This is a genomic window from Marinicella gelatinilytica (genome assembly GCF_026410405.1).
Classification (GTDB): Bacteria; Pseudomonadota; Gammaproteobacteria; order Xanthomonadales; family Marinicellaceae; genus Marinicella; species Marinicella gelatinilytica.
The window spans coordinates 140,045-158,544 of record NZ_JAPMLN010000001.1; the positions used below are offsets into that span (position 1 = coordinate 140,045).

The 18,500-nt window shown below is 42.9% G+C and carries 15 protein-coding genes; 5 read left to right on the forward strand and 10 right to left on the reverse strand.

The genetic code is table 11. The features are described from left to right. Positions 1-3: 3 nt before the first annotated feature. Entirely contained in the window at positions 4-393 is a 390-nt protein-coding gene (locus OS173_RS00505) for a hypothetical protein (RefSeq protein ID WP_267182312.1), read from the forward strand. 129 nt (positions 394-522) lie between these two features. Here the strand turns inward: OS173_RS00505 and OS173_RS00510 are convergent, their stop codons facing one another. The 4 genes from OS173_RS00510 to OS173_RS00525 form a co-directional block, all read right to left on the reverse strand. Then, the gene (locus OS173_RS00510) at positions 523-2,622 is read right to left on the reverse strand and encodes a choice-of-anchor Q domain-containing protein (RefSeq protein ID WP_267182313.1); all 2,100 of its coding nucleotides are present in this window, start codon (positions 2,620-2,622) and stop codon (positions 523-525) included. A 340-nt stretch (positions 2,623-2,962) separates the two neighbouring features. Continuing rightward, positions 2,963-4,861, reverse strand: coding sequence for an InlB B-repeat-containing protein (locus OS173_RS00515; protein WP_267182314.1), 1,899 nt, complete (start codon positions 4,859-4,861; stop codon positions 2,963-2,965). A 316-nt stretch (positions 4,862-5,177) separates the two neighbouring features. Continuing rightward, on the reverse strand, positions 5,178-5,516 hold the full coding sequence (locus tag OS173_RS00520; protein WP_267182315.1) for a PAN/Apple domain-containing protein: 339 nt from the start codon (positions 5,514-5,516) through the stop codon (positions 5,178-5,180). A gap of 62 nt (positions 5,517-5,578) precedes the next feature. Continuing rightward, positions 5,579-7,576 (reverse strand): right-handed parallel beta-helix repeat-containing protein, encoded by a 1,998-nt coding sequence (locus tag OS173_RS00525; protein WP_267182316.1) that lies wholly within the window; start codon positions 7,574-7,576, stop codon positions 5,579-5,581. 182 nt (positions 7,577-7,758) lie between these two features. Here OS173_RS00525 and OS173_RS00530 point away from each other — a divergent pair, with 182 nt between their 5' ends. Further along, positions 7,759-7,926 (forward strand): hypothetical protein, encoded by a 168-nt coding sequence (locus OS173_RS00530; RefSeq protein WP_267182317.1) that lies wholly within the window; start codon positions 7,759-7,761, stop codon positions 7,924-7,926. Positions 7,927-7,934: 8 nt separating this feature from the next. Beyond that, on the forward strand, positions 7,935-8,222 hold the full coding sequence (locus tag OS173_RS00535) for a GIY-YIG nuclease family protein (RefSeq protein ID WP_267182318.1): 288 nt from the start codon (positions 7,935-7,937) through the stop codon (positions 8,220-8,222). 204 nt (positions 8,223-8,426) lie between these two features. Here the strand turns inward: OS173_RS00535 and OS173_RS00540 are convergent, their stop codons facing one another. Together OS173_RS00540 and OS173_RS00545 are read right to left on the reverse strand one after the other, a co-directional pair. Further along, on the reverse strand, positions 8,427-8,978 hold the full coding sequence (locus OS173_RS00540; protein WP_267182319.1) for a hypothetical protein: 552 nt from the start codon (positions 8,976-8,978) through the stop codon (positions 8,427-8,429). A 17-nt stretch (positions 8,979-8,995) separates the two neighbouring features. Continuing rightward, positions 8,996-9,418: a hypothetical protein gene (locus tag OS173_RS00545; protein ID WP_267182320.1), complete on the reverse strand. Its 423-nt coding sequence runs from the start codon at positions 9,416-9,418 to the stop codon at positions 8,996-8,998. Between the two features lie 166 nt (positions 9,419-9,584). On the opposite strand from OS173_RS00545, the gene OS173_RS00550 reads away from it, so the two are divergent. Together OS173_RS00550 and OS173_RS00555 are read left to right on the forward strand one after the other, a co-directional pair. Continuing rightward, complete coding sequence (locus OS173_RS00550; protein WP_267182321.1) at positions 9,585-10,118, forward strand: sigma-70 family RNA polymerase sigma factor; 534 nt, start codon at positions 9,585-9,587, stop codon at positions 10,116-10,118. Beyond that, positions 10,115-12,586 carry a serine/threonine-protein kinase gene (locus tag OS173_RS00555; protein WP_267182322.1) on the forward strand — a complete coding sequence of 824 codons (2,472 nt, stop codon included), beginning with the start codon at positions 10,115-10,117 and terminating at the stop codon, positions 12,584-12,586. Before OS173_RS00550 ends, OS173_RS00555 begins: the two co-directional genes overlap by 4 nt. 8 nt (positions 12,587-12,594) lie before the next feature. On the opposite strand, the gene OS173_RS00560 is transcribed toward OS173_RS00555, so the two are convergent. The 4 genes from OS173_RS00560 to mfd all read right to left on the reverse strand — a co-directional run bounded on the left by OS173_RS00560 (position 12,595) and on the right by mfd (position 18,331). Then, positions 12,595-13,380: an enoyl-ACP reductase FabI gene (locus OS173_RS00560; protein ID WP_267182323.1), complete on the reverse strand. Its 786-nt coding sequence runs from the start codon at positions 13,378-13,380 to the stop codon at positions 12,595-12,597. Positions 13,381-13,417: 37 nt separating this feature from the next. Beyond that, positions 13,418-14,032: a YceI family protein gene (locus OS173_RS00565; RefSeq protein WP_267182324.1), complete on the reverse strand. Its 615-nt coding sequence runs from the start codon at positions 14,030-14,032 to the stop codon at positions 13,418-13,420. After that, the gene (locus tag OS173_RS00570; RefSeq protein ID WP_267182325.1) at positions 14,029-14,850 is read right to left on the reverse strand and encodes a CsiV family protein; all 822 of its coding nucleotides are present in this window, start codon (positions 14,848-14,850) and stop codon (positions 14,029-14,031) included. Before OS173_RS00570 ends, OS173_RS00565 begins: the two co-directional genes overlap by 4 nt. Before the next feature lie 79 nt (positions 14,851-14,929). Then, complete coding sequence (gene mfd, locus OS173_RS00575; protein ID WP_267182326.1) at positions 14,930-18,331, reverse strand: transcription-repair coupling factor; 3,402 nt, start codon at positions 18,329-18,331, stop codon at positions 14,930-14,932. Positions 18,332-18,500: the final 169 nt, after the last annotated feature.

Below are 18,500 nucleotides of genomic sequence, written 5' to 3' on the forward strand. Positions count from 1 at the left end.
ATCATGAGTACTTTTGTTTGTGCGTTTATCGAATACCAAAGCGATGACTGTTGGCAATTAGTTGAAGCCATTGAGCTGGCAGAAAGAGAGCCGCCTTATAACTTTGCGCCACCTTCCTGGGGCGAATACAACTTCAAAATTTACTACCAGCAATCGGGTGAAAAAGATTTACCTGATGACCTCAGTGTTGGACTGACGAAAATCATAGCAAAGCAATTAAATAAGTTTGATGATGAAGCATTAAACCGGCCATCATGGATGTCATTGGAAGAACTGCTTGAATTCTTTGAGTCAGATATGGATTGTCAATACGCCCATTTTGATTTGGATTACCTACAACAGCTTTATGACATATTGAATGCAGACATCCGTGTGGTGTTTTGGGCTGAGTGATTAATTAATTGTTAGACACATCGAAACTAAGCTTTCTCAGTTAATCGTCTATACATAACATGTTATTTTATTCATTACAAAAAAATGGGTCACATCCTTGATAACCCATTCGGAGAGAACGATTGAGATTTATTCAAAATCATCTTTAAAAATAATGTCAGGATCTTGCATTAAAAACAGGTCAACGGTTCGATCGCTTGAACCCATGACGACTTTGCAAACGCCGTTAGTTGATATGGCATCACAACCCAGCCAGGTGTCTATCACAGTGTCTTCGCCCAGTTCAGCAGTTAAATTGACCACATCATTTTCAACAAAATCAGCAAAACAGTTTCGACCACAATGAATCCCAGCCGGTGCACTGACGATGGTGGCGCTTAAACCGGGTTCATTGGCGAATTTTCTGGTGGTTAATCGGATGGGCTTAACCACTGTTGCAAATTCAGCGGTGACTGTTTTGGCCGTATTCATGGTCACTTCACAGGTGGTATCTCCACTGCAAGCACCAGCCCATTGGATAAAGGTACTGTCGGCGTTTGGTGTAGCGGTTAATGTGTGAGTTTGGTTCTGGGTGATGCCCCATTCACAAGCTGTTTCAGACGAACCACAATCCACATCCAATGCAAACAGGTCAATCGCACCTTCGCCATCACCGGCGAAATTCAGCGTTAATTTATGTGCATCAGGACTTTCAACCGCGCCCAAGTCACACAAAGCCACACCATCACCATCGCCATCATGTGGTCGGCCTTCGCCAGAAAAATCATCACCGGTACAACTGAACTGATCCAACCACGGGCTGTCAGGTTTCAACGGCATTGAATGCACCACACCGCCATAATCCGCCAATGGCAGCAAGCCTATGCTGGCACCTGAAAAATCATTCACATCCGGGGCACAATCACCACTGCCGTGATGGACATTACCACCCAGAGAAACAATGGTTGAACTGGTATCACTTTTGAAACAATCATCTGTTAAGGCCGCTTGATTGAAAAGGTTGTTGGCCATACTAATTTGGGTCGTGCTGTCGGTAAAACTACTGCCCCCAAGCAGAAACCCCTCATTGTCAGTGAATGTGTTTTGTTTTAAATTTATCTCAAAGATTGGAACTTGAATGGTTTCATTGGTATTCAGCACAACCATCGTAGGTGTTTCGGCATTATTGTTAGTAGGTACATTGTTAGCAAATATGTTGTTTTCGAATAGGGTGTTGGATTCATTGATGTCAATGAGCCCATCAAGATTGAATGTTTTATTGTTTAAAAACAGATTTCGACTGATGGTGGCTGGCTTGGTGATAATGCTTATGGCATTGCCGGTATTTGCAGTAAATGATGAGGCAGTGATTGATGCGGGATAATAGGTGTTTGTATCTGTTGAATAAGGAGTTCTTAACTCTAAAACCGTTCGATGACTTAAACTTTGATTCCCAGAAAAGCGACTGTTTTCAATCAATACAGGTATATCACCAATAACCGACATGGCAGAGCCTTTTTGACTGGTCTGATTATCTATAAAATCGGTATTGATAATGTGTACTTCTTGACCTGAGTAAAGGGCACTATTGAATGCCGACAAAATATAAACAGCACCACCATTAGAGTTTCCAGAACTGGTGGTGTTTTGACTGAAAGTACTGTCAGTTATAATCACATCTAAGACACCTCTGATTGAAATGGCACCTCCATCTGAACTTGATACGTTATTGGTGAATGTTGAGCCATTAACCACCAATGCTTCAGAGTTATTCTGTGGTCCCGGAAAATAGACAGCGCCAAAACCCGAATTACCCACAAACTGCATCGATTCAAGTATTAAGGCATCAACCAGAGAAACTTTTAATCCCGCTGATCGACCGCCCACAATCCTAAACCCTTCTAACATCACATTATCGAGGGTATTAATTTCTATCAATACACCATTGAAACTTGGTGCAGGTTTTATTGCCAATGTATCGGGTCCTTCGATATGTACATCGCTGGTGATACTTAGTGTACTTTCTATCAAGATTTCATCATTCGCTATAAAAAGCACAATATAGTCATCACCCAGACCTTTGGCACAACCATTAAAAACAATGTCTTGATTTGCAGCCACCAGGGCTTCACGCAACGTACAGTCAGAATCGTCAGCCACCACATCGGCCGTGCTGTTAACGAATATCACATTGGCCTGGGTTACCCCACTGAATACGATTAAATAAAATATTGAAACTAAATACTTCATAAGTCACCTCTGATTTTTAGATGTATATCCCTGTAAACAGCTCAATAACATGCTTACTGCCAATTAGTTATAAAAATCGAGAATATAGTTTTATATGGCAACTTTTAGGAGTGCTGCTAAATCAGATACTAAGCTCATTGAGCCTATCCATGTGCATCACAATCTGAATTAGGCTTCGACGCGGCTCAACCGGCTTGGCAATATACATGGATTCATTTACTTTAGCGACTAAGTCCACTGAGCTTGTCGAAGTGTTATGATTCGAATAATTATAACGTTGAATATAAAATGGATCACATCCTTGATGACCCATTCTGAGAGAGCTTACTTAAATAAATATTTACTCAAAACCATTGGCGAAAATAATATCTGGATCGGCTATAACGTTGACAGTGACTGTTCTGTCAGCGGTTAAGCCCACTCTACAGAGGCGGCCATTTTGTAGAACGATGTCGCAGTTTTGCCAGCTGTCGATCTTAGTGCCTGGTTCAACATCCGCGGTTAAAGTCACCAGATCGCCTTCGATAAATCCGGCACTGCAGTTTGGCCCACATACAATACCAGCCGGGGAACTGGTTACGGTTACATCAAGTTGGGGGGAGGCTAAGTTTTTAACTATGGTCAGTTGCACTGGATTGGCTGCTTGAGCAAATTCAGCATTCAAAAATTTGAAGTTATCCATAGTAATGTCACACGTCGTATCACCCGAACACGCCAAACCCCATTGAATAAAGGTACTGCCTGCATCAGGCGTGGCCGTGAATGAATAAGTTTGGTTTTCTGGTAATGGCCAGATACAGGTAGAGTCCGCTACAGCACAAGTCAAAGAAAAATCATGTAATTGAATTTCACCGTCACCATCACCTGAAAAACTTAAATATAATCTGTGCGCATGGGGCCTTTCAACCGCACCTATGTCACATCTGGCTTGGCCATTACCATCACCATCTCTGCGACGACCTTCACCTGAGTAATCCTCGTTAGTGCAGTTTGCCCCTGCATCAACCAAAGGGCTGAGTGGAAAAGGTGGAGCAACTAACCTGTCGCCATCGTAATAACTTAATGCCATTAAATTGGCATCTGTATTGGGCATATCGGTTGCGTCGGATGTACAACTGGAACCGGCACTTTCAAGGTTATAGCCGTTACTTATCAATGTAAAACTGTTCACTTCAATACAACTGGTCGGATTTGAACCCGCGAAGGCATTGCCTTGTACTGCAACTTGAGCAAAATTATTCACTGTTATATCAATGGTATCTAAGGAATTAATAAAAGTGTTGTAGTTTACACTGACAATACTGGCTAAAGTCTGAGAAATCCCTGTTGCCAATATTGATTGACCCACATTGCTGGCTGAGAAAATAGAGTTTTTTATGGCTCCTCTGGAATTGGTTGCAGAAATGGTGGCAATACCTGTATTGTTGAGAAATAATGACGTATTGATGTCTAAAGTTTGTTGCAATGTAGCAACAGTTGAGCCACTACCCGTGTTGTTACTCACGAATTGGCTGTTGTTAATACGAGTAAAGATTGTATCTATATCTTGAAACAAACGATATTTCCGTAAAACTGCAGCCCCATCCTCTGTGGCTGTATTGTATTCGAATATACTGTTATTAACGATAAATTCATAAGCCCCACCGGCAGCGATGGCGCCTCCAAAATCTGCTGAATTTGATTGAAACAAAGTGTTTTCAATAATTAAGCTGTTGATAGACTGGGTCGTACCATCTTGAGTATCGGCGTGAATGGCGCCACCATAATTATTATCGCTGGCTGCCGTGTTATTTAAAAATTGCATGTCTTCAATGGTTAATTCACCTACATTCACCACATCAATGGCACTGGATCTGGCACCACCGATGCGCATGTCTTGTATTTTGATATCATCAGTGGTGTTAATTTGGAAGATATGCCCATCGAAACCAGCTGCTGGAAACAGCACCAAATTATCTGCACCTGGGCCCTGAATCTCTACGCCTTCAATAATGGGCAAGGTCGAGTTGAGTTGAATGCTGTCACCGCTGGTGCCAATTAATACCCAAATCAAGTCATCTCCCAAACCCTTAGAACAACCAAAATAAGCCACATCATAGTTGGCAGCAGCCAAGGCCTCTCTCAGGGTACATAGGTTGTCATCAATGGCCGCATCTTGGTTGCTGTTGACCACGATGAGATTGGCTTGAGCCATCATGCTGAGTAACAACAAGCCCGACAATAAACTGAATTTTTTCATAAATCACCATTTTTTTTTAATGTAATAACCCTTTAAACAAGCGAGCTGATGGTTTACTGCCAAATATTCTTTTAATTTTGTGATGAGTTTTACTGTGGTTACTTTGGTGAGGATCAAAGGAAGCTAAACTCATCCCCAAAGACGCTGGGTACCGGCCTGCGCCGGTAAGGTTGCTATTTATGGTTTTATCCTGAAATGATACGACCTGAGGTTCACTCAAACAACAGTTCCGGGTGTTTCTGGCTTCAGCAATAAAATCATTATTCCTTGCCGGCGAAGGCCGGCATCCAGCGTTTTTAGTCAGAATGTATAGGCGTTATTCAATCACGCCAGATGCAGCACCGGAGAAGGGAGTTGTTATGCCTTTTTCCTGCATCATCTTGGGCGATAGCTTGCATGAATTGGGACTGCCGAACCGTCCGGGTTTAAAAACCCACACCACACAGACATCTGCAGCTTCGCAAGCTTTTGAACATTGCGCGGCATCGGCCACGGTGCCTTTTTCAGGCTGTACATCATCGGCCAGATAAAACTGGTTATGGTCGCCATCAGCGGGCATGCTGTAAATGGTGTCTTTTTGCATGGCTTGCACACCACTGCTTAGACCCATTAAACCCATTAGAATGGTTGCTGTTACAAATTTTTTGTTTATCATACATTTCTCCGTTGGTTAAAGTACGGTTGGCTTTGCCCACCACAAAGCTACGATACATGCTTTTACTGGCAGACAATGCCATCAAAGCCGTCTTTGAATAGGTAATCACTGACTGCCAATTGTTTGATTTCCAGGAATTCGGTGCGAACCACCGGTCCGCCTTGAAGTTGGGCTGTGGCCGCCACTTCCGTGGTGTATTGGCCCGGCGATGTGGCTTGATGACCAAGCTTAATAGTGAATGGAACTGTGCTTTGCGTAAACGAAATGGTGTCCGAGGGTAAAAACACGCACTGGCTGTCCGGGTTGTCGCACGTTAACACCGGTTCTTCGCTCCAGCCGTTGATGGAATCGGCCTGACAATCAATGGTACAGGTCATGGCCGAGGTGGTGGTGAATGCGGTGGTCTCACAACTGATGGCAAAATCGGCATCGCCGGCCAGTTGAAATGAAGGTGAAAATTCAGAGGTACGGCCGGCCGCATCTGTGGCGGTGGTGACGATTAAATCGCCTTCGGCCACAGGGCCATCAGCGAACAAGGTCCTGAACACCGGCGTGCCGGACAGGTATTGGGCCGCAGTGTAGGTGGTACTTGCTAAAAAGGTCTGGCCTTCTTCACTGCTAATATCTGCGGCATAAATATCAATAGTCATGGGGTAATCGCTGGCACCAATTTGGCTGTCGACTGAAAAACTGATTTGTATGCGGTTACCGCTGGTATCGTATTGGGCGGCTTGAATATCCGGATAATTTTGTAAACGATTGGGGCCGGCATCCAAGTCTCCTGCATCATTGGTATCAGTGCCCATATCACCTAAATCTATGCCCAAATAATCGTTTTCATATATTTGATTACGTAAAATATGTGTGTGGCCGGTGCTGTACCCCGTGACGCGTACTCCGTAACGATTTTTAGCAATGATATTATCAGGGCCAATCACCACACGTTCGGCACCGCCGGATGACCAAATGGCGGTGCCGTTTGAAAATCCCGTGCCCGGAAAATTAACGCCGATGCGGTTGTTGCTAACGTTAACATCTTTGGGTTCATTGGTGATTGAAATGCCATAACTTTCATTGCCGGCAATGGTGTTGTTAATAATGCTAAAGCCGATTCCCCGTTGTATGTACATGCCATCCCGGTTGGGTAACGCAGCAGTGGCATTTCGATTAAGACCAATAATATTATTATTGATTTCAATGCCGCTGATCTCCTCAACCGGGTAGCCACTGACCTGCATACCTATTAAATTGCCCGAAATCAGATTTTGTTGTAACGGCATATTGGTAGAACCAACTCGATGGTTTAGGCCTTTTAACCAGATGCCAATGCTGTCATTCGGCACGGCGATTTGCCCATCGGGATCGGTGCCAATCATGTTGCCATGAAGCACCAAATTTTTTGACTGAGAAGTTGTTGCAACGCCGTAATGGGTGTTTCCTGATATAACATTGCCACTACCACCCAAAGTGCCGTAGATGGCATTCCCTGTTCCTTCACTGTCATACTGAATACCAACCCGATTGGGTGCAGCTGCAAGCCCATAAGGCAAGTTCAGACCAAACCAAGAGTTTGTGACTAAGTTTGTGGAACCATCGGTAATCCGCAACCCGGCTTCATCCCAATAAACCATGGCCACACCTTTAACAGTCACTCGACCTGACAGTGTTAATCCATCCATAGGATCTTGGTTGGTGCCAGTCCCTGCCAAAGAGCCATCAATCACAATCGTTGGATTCCCCGCCACAGAACTACCGGCAGTGGTGCCATCTAAAATGATTTCATTCAATTCAGGCAGTTCCGTGTTCGGTTGAATTAACCAATAAAAATAAGCATCTTGACCTGTACCGCCTGCCATATAATTTTGATTGACCGCGTCAGCCGGAATGTTGAAGTTTATGGTATCAACGCCAGAATTAGACAACGCTGCGTTGATGGCTCCCCTTAAGGTGCAAGTGCTGGCATTACACACATCACTATCTGCAGTGGATGTCACGATATATATGGCTGCTTGACTTAATGCAGCCGAACATAAAAATAGGATTAATAGAATAATTCGCATGGTTTTCCTCGTTGTTTTATAATCAAACAAAACAAAATGAAAAAAACTGCCAAATTTTTTATTTTAATTAATCAGGTGTTGCTTTCTGTAAGAAGCCGATTAAACGATAATTGATTGAGATTAACAGTGTTTTATTGAAACGCTATCATCGTTAGCTGATAGAGAAGGGTATGTGTTGGATCATGTCTAAAGACGCTGGATACCGGCCTGCGCCGGTAAGAAAATTTTTATACGCTATTTTTTCCAAGCAGTACAGCGAGAAAAGTATGGTGCATGATTCAAAGAAAACACTTGCCGGCGCAGGCCGGCATCCAGTGTCTTTGGGTATGGTGTTTAATGGTGTGATATGATTTAATTTATGAAACACCCTGCGGTTTATATCCTCACCAATAAAAGAAACGGAACGCTTTATATTGGCGCCACCGATGATTTAATTCGAAGGATTTATGAGCATAAAAATGAATTGGTGGATGGTTTTACTAAAAAGTACCATCTGCATAAACTGGTTTATTATGAATTACATGAGTCTAAGGATTCAGCGTTGTTACGAGAAAGCCAAATGAAGGAATGGAAAAGAGCTTGGAAGATTAACTTAATTGAAAAAAACAATCCGTATTGGAATGATTTGTACTTGGATTTTATTTAATGGGGTTGATTTAATCTAAGACACTGGATACCGGCCTTCGCCGGTAAGAAATGTTATTTATGTCTGTTCTGAAGTATTAAAGCCCATCAGTAAATTAAGATTAATAATCGGCAAAAACTAAAAACGACCATAAGTGGTAACTACCTTACCGGCGAAGGCCGGTATCCAGCGTCTTTGAGTCGGGTGGATACAAGGGTTGTTTTTTTATTCACAAACATACGGCACCATCCATTCGCCCCATTTTTCTTCCGCATCTTTGTTTTGTTTTTTGAGTAAATCAAAAAATGCGAACTGGGTGATGATGTTGATACCTTTTAATTTCTGATATAGTTCCGGGCTGGTCTTGTGGTAGGGGAAGGTATTTTTTGAGAAGTCTTCAAAACGTTTTTTAGCGGTTTCGTTGTATTGCATTGCCACATGTTCTTTGTTGATGGCGCTTTGTATTTGTTGTTGTTCAGCACCAGTCATGACCATGACATGTTGACCAATGAGCAGCAGTTCGGTTTGCCATGTCTTCAGTAATGCATTGAATTCGGCTTCAATGCTCTCCGGTTTGGCTTGGTTTTTCGTTAGCCTGTTGGTTTCATCCATGGCTTTTCGGTAAATCTCGACAATTTGAGTGCCGGCTTGTTGGGCGCTTAGTTTCATACATGTTGCTTCGGTTGTTGTTGGGTTGCTGTCTTGCTGACAGGCCATAAGAAGTAAACCACTCAGTACAATCATAAGCTGAGTGGTTAATTGAATGAACAGTTTCATGATTCAGTCTATGTCGCTCAATCTATGTCACCGAGGGCCATGGTGCCTTTGATGTCCAGGAATGCCAGTTGGGCTGTACCACCATCAAATTTAACGGTTTGAACGTACCAAGTGCCTTCGCTTTCTGGTTCCTCTTCAAATTTCATCAAGGTGTAGCTGTTTTTCTTATTCATCAATTGACTGATTTTGTAACAAGCTTTATTCAATGAACTGCGATCTTCACCTTCGGCCGAAGCCAGGTCTTTGTATTTTCGATCCCGATCCGAGCCGGAGTAGGCCACCAAGCCGGCCGCACCACTGTAATCTCCACCTTTGTCGGCACAGGCTTTGACCAATTTGGATAGATTACGCTCGACCCGTTCCCGGGGTGTACCACTTTCGCTGCAAGCTGAGAGTAGTGCCATCGGAGCGATTAACAAAAAAAGTTTACATACGTTCATATTTTTTTCCTCTTAGTTAGTGTGTATGGGTTTAAACAACCGAAATGGATTAAAACTGCCAAAAAAATGAAATATCTTCTTTGTATGCCTTGTCATCGTTAAAAATATGATTGTATTTGTTTTTTTCATTTGCTAATCTATTTAAAAATAATTCGCAAATAAAGTCATGGACCAAGCCGATCTCACCCAATTGTTAAATAACGACCAGTCAGACTTATCGGCACAACAACAGGTGGATATTGCTGAGGTGTATGCGCATTTGAAGAAAATTGCCCGCTCTCAACGGGTCAAAGTGAAGGGGACAGGAATTAACACCACAGCTTTGGTCAACGAAGCCTGGTTGAAAAACCAAAAAACCGCCAAAACATTCAATGACCGTAATCACTTTTTCGCTTATTCTGCTTTGGCCATGCGCCACATCTTATTAAATGAAGCCAGACGCAATCAGGTTCTGACCTATGTGGACGATCAAAGCGATACCGAAAACCCGGTTTTACAAGAATCGTCCTATTTACTGGATTTGGAAAAACAGTTACTCAAATTAAAGGCGTTTGATCCACAGCTTGAGCAGGTCTTTACCTATAAATTTTTTGGTGATATGGACTTTAACGACATCGCTGAGGTCATGGCCATCAGTGAACGTACGGTTTTTCGTTATTGGAAAAAAGCCAGGGCCATGCTGGCTGTTGCCTTGCAATGAAAGCAGGCGATGACATCGAGCGCTTGTGGCAGCAAATCAGTGAAGATTTCGAAGCCAATGATGACATTGATTTAACTCATTATTTGCAATCCAAAGGCCTGGGCCAGGACACCACACCTGACTCCTTAAATACTGCCGTTTCCCATTTGGTGACCTATGCGTTTACGCCTGAGCATGATTTAGATGACTCAATTCAAAGTAAATACAAAATCATCAAACAATTAGACAGTGGCGGGCAAAGTGATATTTACCTGGCTGAACGCATTGACGGTGTTTATCGTCAGACCGTGGTGATTAAATTTATTTCCGGTCACTACGATCCTGATACCCTGAAGCAACAATTTATGCAGGAAATGCAGTTGTTGGCGGATTTAAAGCATCCCGGTGTGGTGGGTATACTTGATGGTAATGTGTCTGCAGACGGTAAACCCTGGTTGGTACTGGATTATATTGATGGCGTGCACATTGATGACTATGTGGTGAACAATAACCTGGATACGGCGGATGTGGTCAGTTTACTGATGAATGTCTGTGAGATTTTGCAGTTTATTCATAAACGGGGTGTTTTGCACAAAGATTTAAAACCCAATAATATCCTGATTCAACAAAAGAACAAAGTGCCTTACCCGGTGTTGCTTGATTTTGGCATTGCTTCTTTACAGGGTGAGACCTCTGAATTGATTTTTGGCACACCGGCTTATAGTTCACCGGAGCAGATTAACGGTTTGCCCATGGATGCCCGATCAGACATATATAGCCTGGGTATGTTGTTGGGTTGTTTATTATTAAAAGTACAACGGTTCTCGTCTTTTCAACTGAACCATAAAAACAGCCGCGATAACATGCTGGCAGATTTAAAGCGGGCCGGTATAGATCGGGATTTACAGCAAGTGATTGCCGGGATGGTGGCCACTAAACCTGAAAACCGCTATCAATCTGCCGATGCGGTGCGTTCTGATCTGAATTTGTGGCAATCGGGCTACCCGTTAAGTTTTAACAGTCATAAATTACATCGAATCCTGCTGAAATCGATTCAACGTCATCCGATGGCCTCATTGGGTGTGTTGTTGGTTATTTTTATGGCCTTGTTTTTTGCCTTAAAATACACCCGGGACACCCAGCACTTACAACAATTGACCATTGCTGAAAAAAATGCCGGCGATGAGTTGATGAATTTTATGTTGGACGACATGTACAATAATTTAGAGCGTATCGGACGAATTGACGTGTTGCAACAAGTGGCGATAAAAAGTGTCGCTTATTTAGGCCAGCAGGATCCGCTGACACTGGATGAAGGCGGTCATCACCAGACAGCCAAAGCTTATCTGAATGCCGGACGGGTGTTTGATTATTTGGAACAATCAGAACAAGCCCAAAACATGTATCAGCAGGCTGAAAAACACCTTGAATTCATTCGCGATGATGCCTTGTCTTATCATCAATTGCTGGCAGAATTAAAGGTCCATCAAGCCCAGGTTTTTATCTCAGCCGGGCAGCAACAAAACACCCAACAAGCTTTACAACAAGCCATCGATGCCATGCATGTGGTGATGGCGATAAAACCGGATAGTGACGCCACCCATTTATGGGAAGCGCATCTGGAAATGGCTTATCATTTGATGGAATATGCGGATGCGGATGCCGCACTTCAACATATTAATCAGTCCATTGCATTGGCCACCGACGAAAAATACCGGCAAAACAATGCCGCCCAGTGGCTTTACAGCGAATCACACAGCTATCAACTGAAAGCCTGGTATGAACTTGATTTTGGTATCGTAACGGAGGGCATCAAAGATGTCCAAAAAGCCATTGAAGCCGCTGAAAAAAGTATTCAATTAGACCCCGAAGACATCAAAAAACAACACAATGTTCGCATTCTATATAATCAGCTCAGTTATTTTTACATGGAAAACCAACAAATCGAAGCAGCCCAACAAGCGGCGTTAACGGCCATTGAAAAAGGCCGGGCACTGAAAATAAAAGCGCCGTTTAATCAGGAATTTGAGCGAGAGTTGGCTTATTCATACACCACCGCCGGTGAAATTTATCAAACATTGGGTGACCTGCAAACCGCTCTAAAATACTATAAATTAGGTCGTGAGATTTCAGTCAGAAATTTTGCGGCTGATCAACATAATTATTCAACGGCTAACGACCTGGCTGTGGACTCCTTATTGATAGGCGGTATTTTACAACAACTGGGTCAAACAGAAGAGGCCATCAAAATGTTCACAGAAACGGAGCAGATGATGGACCCCATTTATCAGAATGAACCCAATAATAAATACTATACTCACACTTTATTGGTGACTAAATTACAGTTAAAGAAGTTTGATGAAGCGAAATCGCTTTTTAAACAAACCCAAAATAATGATATGGTGGATGGCGTTGTTGAGGGTTTGCTGACTAAAAATAATTTACAGGATTGGAATAGCGACTCACTTCACAAGGGTGAGTCGCTATAAAAGTGACCTTATTCTATATCGGCCATCGCCATAATATTGTAACCGGCATCCACATAGGTGATTTCACCGGTGATACCCGATGCCCAGTCCGAACACAGGAAGGTGGCGGCTTTAGCGACATCCATTTGATCGACGGTGCGTTTGAGTGGGGCGGCACGTTCCACATGGTGTAGCATTTTCTTAAAGTTGCCGATGCCCGAGGCGGCCAGGGTTTTAATGGGGCCGGCAGAGATGCCATTCACCCGAATGCCGTCCGGACCCATTGATTTTGCGATGTAGCGTACATTGGCTTCCAGCGCGGCTTTGGCGACACCCATGACATTGTAATTGTCCATGGCCCGCAGGGCACCCAGATAGGTCAAGGTGAGCAGGGCGGCATCACGGTCTTTCATTAAATAGTGACCGGCTTTGGCGAGTGCCGCAAAACTGTAGGAACTGATGTCCATGGCCGTTTGGTAGCCCTCTCGGCTGAGGTTTTCCAGATAATGACCCTGTAACAATTCACGGGGTGCAAAACCCACCGCATGCACAATAATATCCAAACAGCCCCATTGTTTTTCGAGTTCATCGAAGACCGCTTTGATTTGTTCATCAGAAGCGACATCGCAGGGCAGTACAATGTTTGAATTGGTTTGTTCGGCGATTTTATTCACCCGTTTGGCGAGTTTGTCGTCTAAATAGGTAAAGGCCAATTCAGCACCTTGTTGGTGCATAAATTCGGCAATGCTCCAGGCGATGGAGCGGTTACTGGCAACACCGACAATCAGTGCTTTTTTACCGGCTAAAATTCCCATAATATTTCCTCGTTTAGAGATCTGTAAAAGATCTCTATTATTTAATTTGTTTAAAATGAAGTTTGTAATCCACTTCTACCGTGTCTGCAATGCTGTTTAATCCAGCGATTTCACGTAGATTTTCAAGCGCTTCTTGTAGGCCAAAAGAGGTTGCTGATACCGTCACAGGTTCGGCACTGGTGATCATCATTTCGCCACCACCACTGTGTATCATCACCGGGCTTTGAAAGGATTGTTGATGATCTTTAAGTGTTAATGTGTAATTGATATCAAAAGGTGTCATTAACGGTAAATTGTTTGCAATATCAGCAGACACTGTGGCAGTGGGATGCACTTCGGTTTCAAAAAATAGTTCACGCATGCGCTCATCACGTATATCAATATTTGTGTCAATACTGTTGAGATCGATGCGTAGTTCTACATGTTTATCAGCATCAATTATGCCGGACAAAAATCGCAAGGTGTTATGTTCCTGAATATCACCGTTTTTTGTACTGATATACGTGATTTGGCTTTTATCAGTGTCCAGTTGCCATAAATTTTCTAATGCCGGTGGTGTTTGTTCTTGTGTTTCTTTTAAACTGGTTTGTTGGCAGGCGTTTAACACCAATATGGCCATTAAAATTAGATTTAAGCGTAAAAATGATTTCATAGTAACTCCTCTGCTTTAACGGCGGTAACTTTAATGAGCACACCAAACTGTTGGTGATCAAAGTATTGCCATTGATTTAGTTTGATTTGTCTTTGTTGCTTGCTGGCGTATATCAGGGGTTCATTTTGTTGATTGATTCTATAATAATTAAACTTAATATGTAAATGAGTAAAACGACCTTGTGACAAGGCCACTTGACCATCTACCTGAAAATCTCTGATATCTATTTTAGGTGTCAGGTTTTCATTAAAATCAGTCAAATCAATGACCATATTTTCGTCGTCAATGTTTGATTGATTAGTTGAAAATTCGTTGTCGTGGGTCTGGGTATTAATTTTGACATAAAGCGGATTGTTAAAAGGTGTGGCGGGTTGACGCCAGGCTTGCCTTAATAAGGGTTTATATTTTGGGTTATTGTCTAGCAAATTAACCACCGGACCGGTCAGTTGGTTGGTTTTTAGAAACCAAACCAAAACATCATAATCAATTGGTTTTTCGTCTAAGGGAACTTGCCATGAATCATCTTGAGGGTTTGCTGTTAATTGACTGTCATCAGAATTACTTTGAGCTAAATTTGTTTGAGTTTTGATAAATGGCCAATCTTCATCAGCTGGTAAAAAATCAACCGTGGCGGCCGCCTCTTGATCAAAAATGACAGCTTGTTGTATTGAATCGACTGTAGGTTGTGATAATAACTGACCAAAAACAATGACTTCAACGTCATAAACCGGTTCTTCGGCGGTTCGTTTAATGTAATTTTGGGCAGAAGCCGTCCCCATTAAGACGACTAATAATATGAGGGTAGTTGATTTTTTCATGGTAGCAGTATATCAAAATTAGGGCGTATAAAAGGCACATTTTAATCGGCTTTTATCAGCCCTAATTTTCAATTTAGGTTCATCTAAGCATTTCTAATAATTGGTAGACGGCATCTATACGTTGTTCAGCGGTTTCGAAATCACCGATATAGCGCAAGCCATTGTCCGGCAATGGTTTAAAGCGATTAGGCTCTGTTTGCAGTAATTTTATCAGGCCTGTGTAAAATGATTGTTCAGGGTGATTGAATTTAAGATCTGCATGTTCTTCAGTCATGATTAAACGAGTGATGTGCATTTTGACTGCCCGCAGCCGAATTTTTAATACGTGAAATAGATTTGATGCGTATTCAGGCAACTGTCCAAAACGATCTACCAATTCAGCGCGGATATTATCTAAGGCGTCGGCATCTTTGGCATTGTTCATGCGTTTATAAAAGGTTAGTCGCGTGTAGACATCAAATATATAGTCTTCAGGAATCAATGCCGGGATATTGAGCTCCACATCCACATGGCTTTCGTTATCTGCAATCAGATCGATGTCTTCACCTTTTTTCAAGGCTGCCACAGCACGCTCTAACATTTCGCAATACAGTGTAAAGCCAATATTTTGAATTTGTCCACTTTGCTCTTCACCGAGTAATTCGCCACTGCCACGAATTTCCATGTCATGGGTGGCTAAAGTAAATCCGGCACCTAAATCCTCAAGTGATTCAATGGCTTCTAAGCGTTTTTTCGCGTCTTTTGTAATGGCTTTCCAGCCGGGAATAATGAGATAAGCAAAGGCTTTGTGGTGGGAACGTCCAACCCGGCCGCGTAACTGGTGTAATTGCGCTAGTCCCAATTTATCGGCACGATTAATAATCATGGTATTGGCGTTGGGAATATCGATACCGGATTCAATAATGGTGGTACAGACCAGAATGTTAAAACGCTGCTTATGAAAATCAACCATCACTTGTTGTAATTCCTGCTCATGCATTTGACCGTGGGCTATACGAACACGGGCTTTGGGGTTGATTTTTTGCACCTGTTCAGCCATCTGCTCGATGGTTTGTACTTCATTGTGTAAAAAATACACCTGGCCACCACGTTGTATTTCACGGGTACAGGCTTCATTAATCAGGCTTTTATTCCATTCCACCACTTGGGTTTTAATGCTTAATCGGGCTTTGGGTGGGGTGGCGATAATCGATAAGTCACGTAATCCCGATAAGGCACTGTTTAAGGTACGAGGAATCGGCGTGGCGGTTAAGGTCAATAAATCAACATCGGCTTTGAGCTGTTTAAGGCGGTCTTTTTGACGTACCCCGAAACGTTGTTCTTCATCAACAATCACCAAACCTAAATTTTTTATTTTTAGGTTTTTCTGCAACAGTTTATGGGTGCCGATAACAATGTCTACGGTACCATCTGCCATGCCAGCAATGACTTCTTTGGTGTGCTTGGTACTGACAAAGCGGGATAATAATTCGACACGAATGGGGAAGGGGGCAAAACGATCCAGAAAATTGTCATAGTGTTGTTGCGCCAATAAGGTGGTTGGTACCAGCATAATCACTTGCTGGCCATCATTGGCTGCTAAAAAAGCAGCCCGCATGGCGATTTCTGTTTTACCGAAACCCACATCACCGCAGATGACTCGGTCCATGTGGGTGTTGGCTTGCATGTCCTGTTTGACAGCGGCAATGGCTTGTAACTGATCGTCAGTTTCGGTAAATGGAAAACCATCACAAAACAGCCGGTATTCTTGTTCATTGATACTGATGGGTTGACCGCCGGCGGCTTCGCGCATGGCATAAATTGACAATAATTCTGCAGCCACATCTTTGACCTTTTTGGCGGCTTTTTGTTTGGCTTTGGCCCAAGTTTCTGAGCCAAGCTTATGCCAGGGCGCCGCTTCACTGCCGGCGCCGGAATAGCGCGACACCAGATGTAGGGACGACACCGGCACAAACAGTTTATCACCACCTTGATATTCAACTTCCAAATACTCGGCTTCACCATCGTAATCGAGCATTTTTAAACCCCGATAACGGCCCACGCCATGATCAATGTGCACAATGGGCGAATCAAGATGTAAATCTGTTAAATTACTAATAATATCTTCTGGGTTGGCTTGGAATTTCTTACCTTGTTGTCGACGACTAACACGACGGCTAAATAACAAACCCTCGTCATAGATTCGTAACCCCAGGTTTTTCAGATAAACACCATGTTCTATCGAAGCCACGGTCAGACCACGGAGCGCATCAGAGGCTAAAAAGTCATTGATGTTGTTAAAATAACTAAAACTTGGAGCGGCTTTTTTAAGTTTTTCCTGGACTATATCCAAACGGCCTGGTGAATCTAAAGTGATGAGCACCCGATCTTGACTGCGATTAAAATAATCAGTCATGGTTTGTTGTTCAAGATCCGGCTTTTTAATGAGATTCGAATGTAGATTCACTTGAACCGCATCGACGTGCTTGTTGTTAATCCAGACTTGCCGAAATGCAGTCATTTGTTGACCGGTGTATTCTGCTGTTAAATACAAAGCATCCGGGGTTAGAAGTGGTCTTTGTAAGTCATGGCGGCGATCTTCATAACGGGCTTGGATTTGTTTTTCCCATGTGGCTAACACCGCTTGACTGTCGTGGCAATGTACCACCGTGGCATCATTGGGTAAATAATCAAAAATATCACTTAACTCAGTATGAAACATCGGTAAATAATGCTCAATACCTGAGAAATGTAAACCTTTTCGCACGTCTTGATAAATTTCTGAACGACCGGTATCAACATCAAATTGCTCGCGAAAACGGCTTAAGAACAGAGTACGGGCTTTGTCGTCAAATGGAAATTCATTGGCCGGCATCACTTGAATTTGCTGAACTTGACGAACGGTCAGCTGGCTGTCAGTATCAAACACGCGAATGCTTTCCACTTCGTCATCAAATAATTCAATGCGAAATGCTTCCAAGCCGCCCATCGGATATATATCCAATACCCCCCCACGTACGACATATTCTCCGGCTTCGCGCACTTCAGAGACATGGTGATAACCATTTTTATCTAAGCGTTGTCGCCAATGATCCAATTTAAGCTGTTCGCCCACTTTGACATGAAAACTGCGGCCATTGATAAAATCCTTTGATGGCACTTTTTGCATGAGGTTTTGTACCGGCATCACCACAATACCGTGGTCATTGCGCACACTTATTTGTTGTAAGAATTTTAATCGTTCAGAAATTAATTCGGGGTTTGGAGAGAACACATCGTAGGGCAGGGTATCCCATAAAGGAAAATGAAAAACCGATAAATCGCGTCCGGCTGTTACCACAGATAGTTCATGTTCCAATTGACGACTGTGGTGAACTGAATCTGTTAATAATAACAGCAAACCGTCGGTTTGTTGGTATAATTCAGCCACTGCCATGGGCAGAGCTAAACCATTGACGTGAATCCAGTTTTGGTTTTGATCGTTGGCAGGCAGATCAAACATACATTGTCCGTTTAAAAATGCAGGCATTTTAACTGTTTTCACGGTAGGGATGTACCGCCCTGTGCAATTAATCTTAAAACCAAGGACAACGACTTGCATTTAAACCATAAAGTCGCTAAAATCCGCCCACTTTTCCTTGCTACACCAATGAATTGGCAATAGGTGCTGA

Excerpts from the sequence above, each read along its gene's own strand:
- OS173_RS00565 (WP_267182324.1), bottom strand. The coding sequence starts at position 14,032 with ATGAAATCATTTTTACGCTTAAATCTAATTTTAATGGCCATATTGGTG.
- OS173_RS00535 (WP_267182318.1), top strand. The coding sequence starts at position 7,935 with ATGAAACACCCTGCGGTTTATATCCTCACCAATAAAAGAAACGGAACG.
- OS173_RS00505 (WP_267182312.1), top strand. The coding sequence starts at position 4 with ATGAGTACTTTTGTTTGTGCGTTTATCGAATACCAAAGCGATGACTGT.
- OS173_RS00545 (WP_267182320.1), bottom strand. The coding sequence starts at position 9,418 with ATGAACGTATGTAAACTTTTTTTGTTAATCGCTCCGATGGCACTACTC.
- OS173_RS00540 (WP_267182319.1), bottom strand. The coding sequence starts at position 8,978 with ATGAAACTGTTCATTCAATTAACCACTCAGCTTATGATTGTACTGAGT.
- OS173_RS00530 (WP_267182317.1), top strand. The coding sequence starts at position 7,759 with ATGTCTAAAGACGCTGGATACCGGCCTGCGCCGGTAAGAAAATTTTTA.
- OS173_RS00510 (WP_267182313.1), bottom strand. The coding sequence starts at position 2,622 with ATGAAGTATTTAGTTTCAATATTTTATTTAATCGTATTCAGTGGGGTA.
- OS173_RS00525 (WP_267182316.1), bottom strand. The coding sequence starts at position 7,576 with ATGCGAATTATTCTATTAATCCTATTTTTATGTTCGGCTGCATTAAGT.
- OS173_RS00570 (WP_267182325.1), bottom strand. The coding sequence starts at position 14,850 with ATGAAAAAATCAACTACCCTCATATTATTAGTCGTCTTAATGGGGACG.
- OS173_RS00515 (WP_267182314.1), bottom strand. The coding sequence starts at position 4,861 with ATGAAAAAATTCAGTTTATTGTCGGGCTTGTTGTTACTCAGCATGATG.
- OS173_RS00555 (WP_267182322.1), top strand. The coding sequence starts at position 10,115 with ATGAAAGCAGGCGATGACATCGAGCGCTTGTGGCAGCAAATCAGTGAA.
- OS173_RS00550 (WP_267182321.1), top strand. The coding sequence starts at position 9,585 with ATGGACCAAGCCGATCTCACCCAATTGTTAAATAACGACCAGTCAGAC.
- mfd (WP_267182326.1), bottom strand. The coding sequence starts at position 18,331 with ATGTTTGATCTGCCTGCCAACGATCAAAACCAAAACTGGATTCACGTC.
- OS173_RS00520 (WP_267182315.1), bottom strand. The coding sequence starts at position 5,516 with ATGATAAACAAAAAATTTGTAACAGCAACCATTCTAATGGGTTTAATG.
- OS173_RS00560 (WP_267182323.1), bottom strand. The coding sequence starts at position 13,380 with ATGGGAATTTTAGCCGGTAAAAAAGCACTGATTGTCGGTGTTGCCAGT.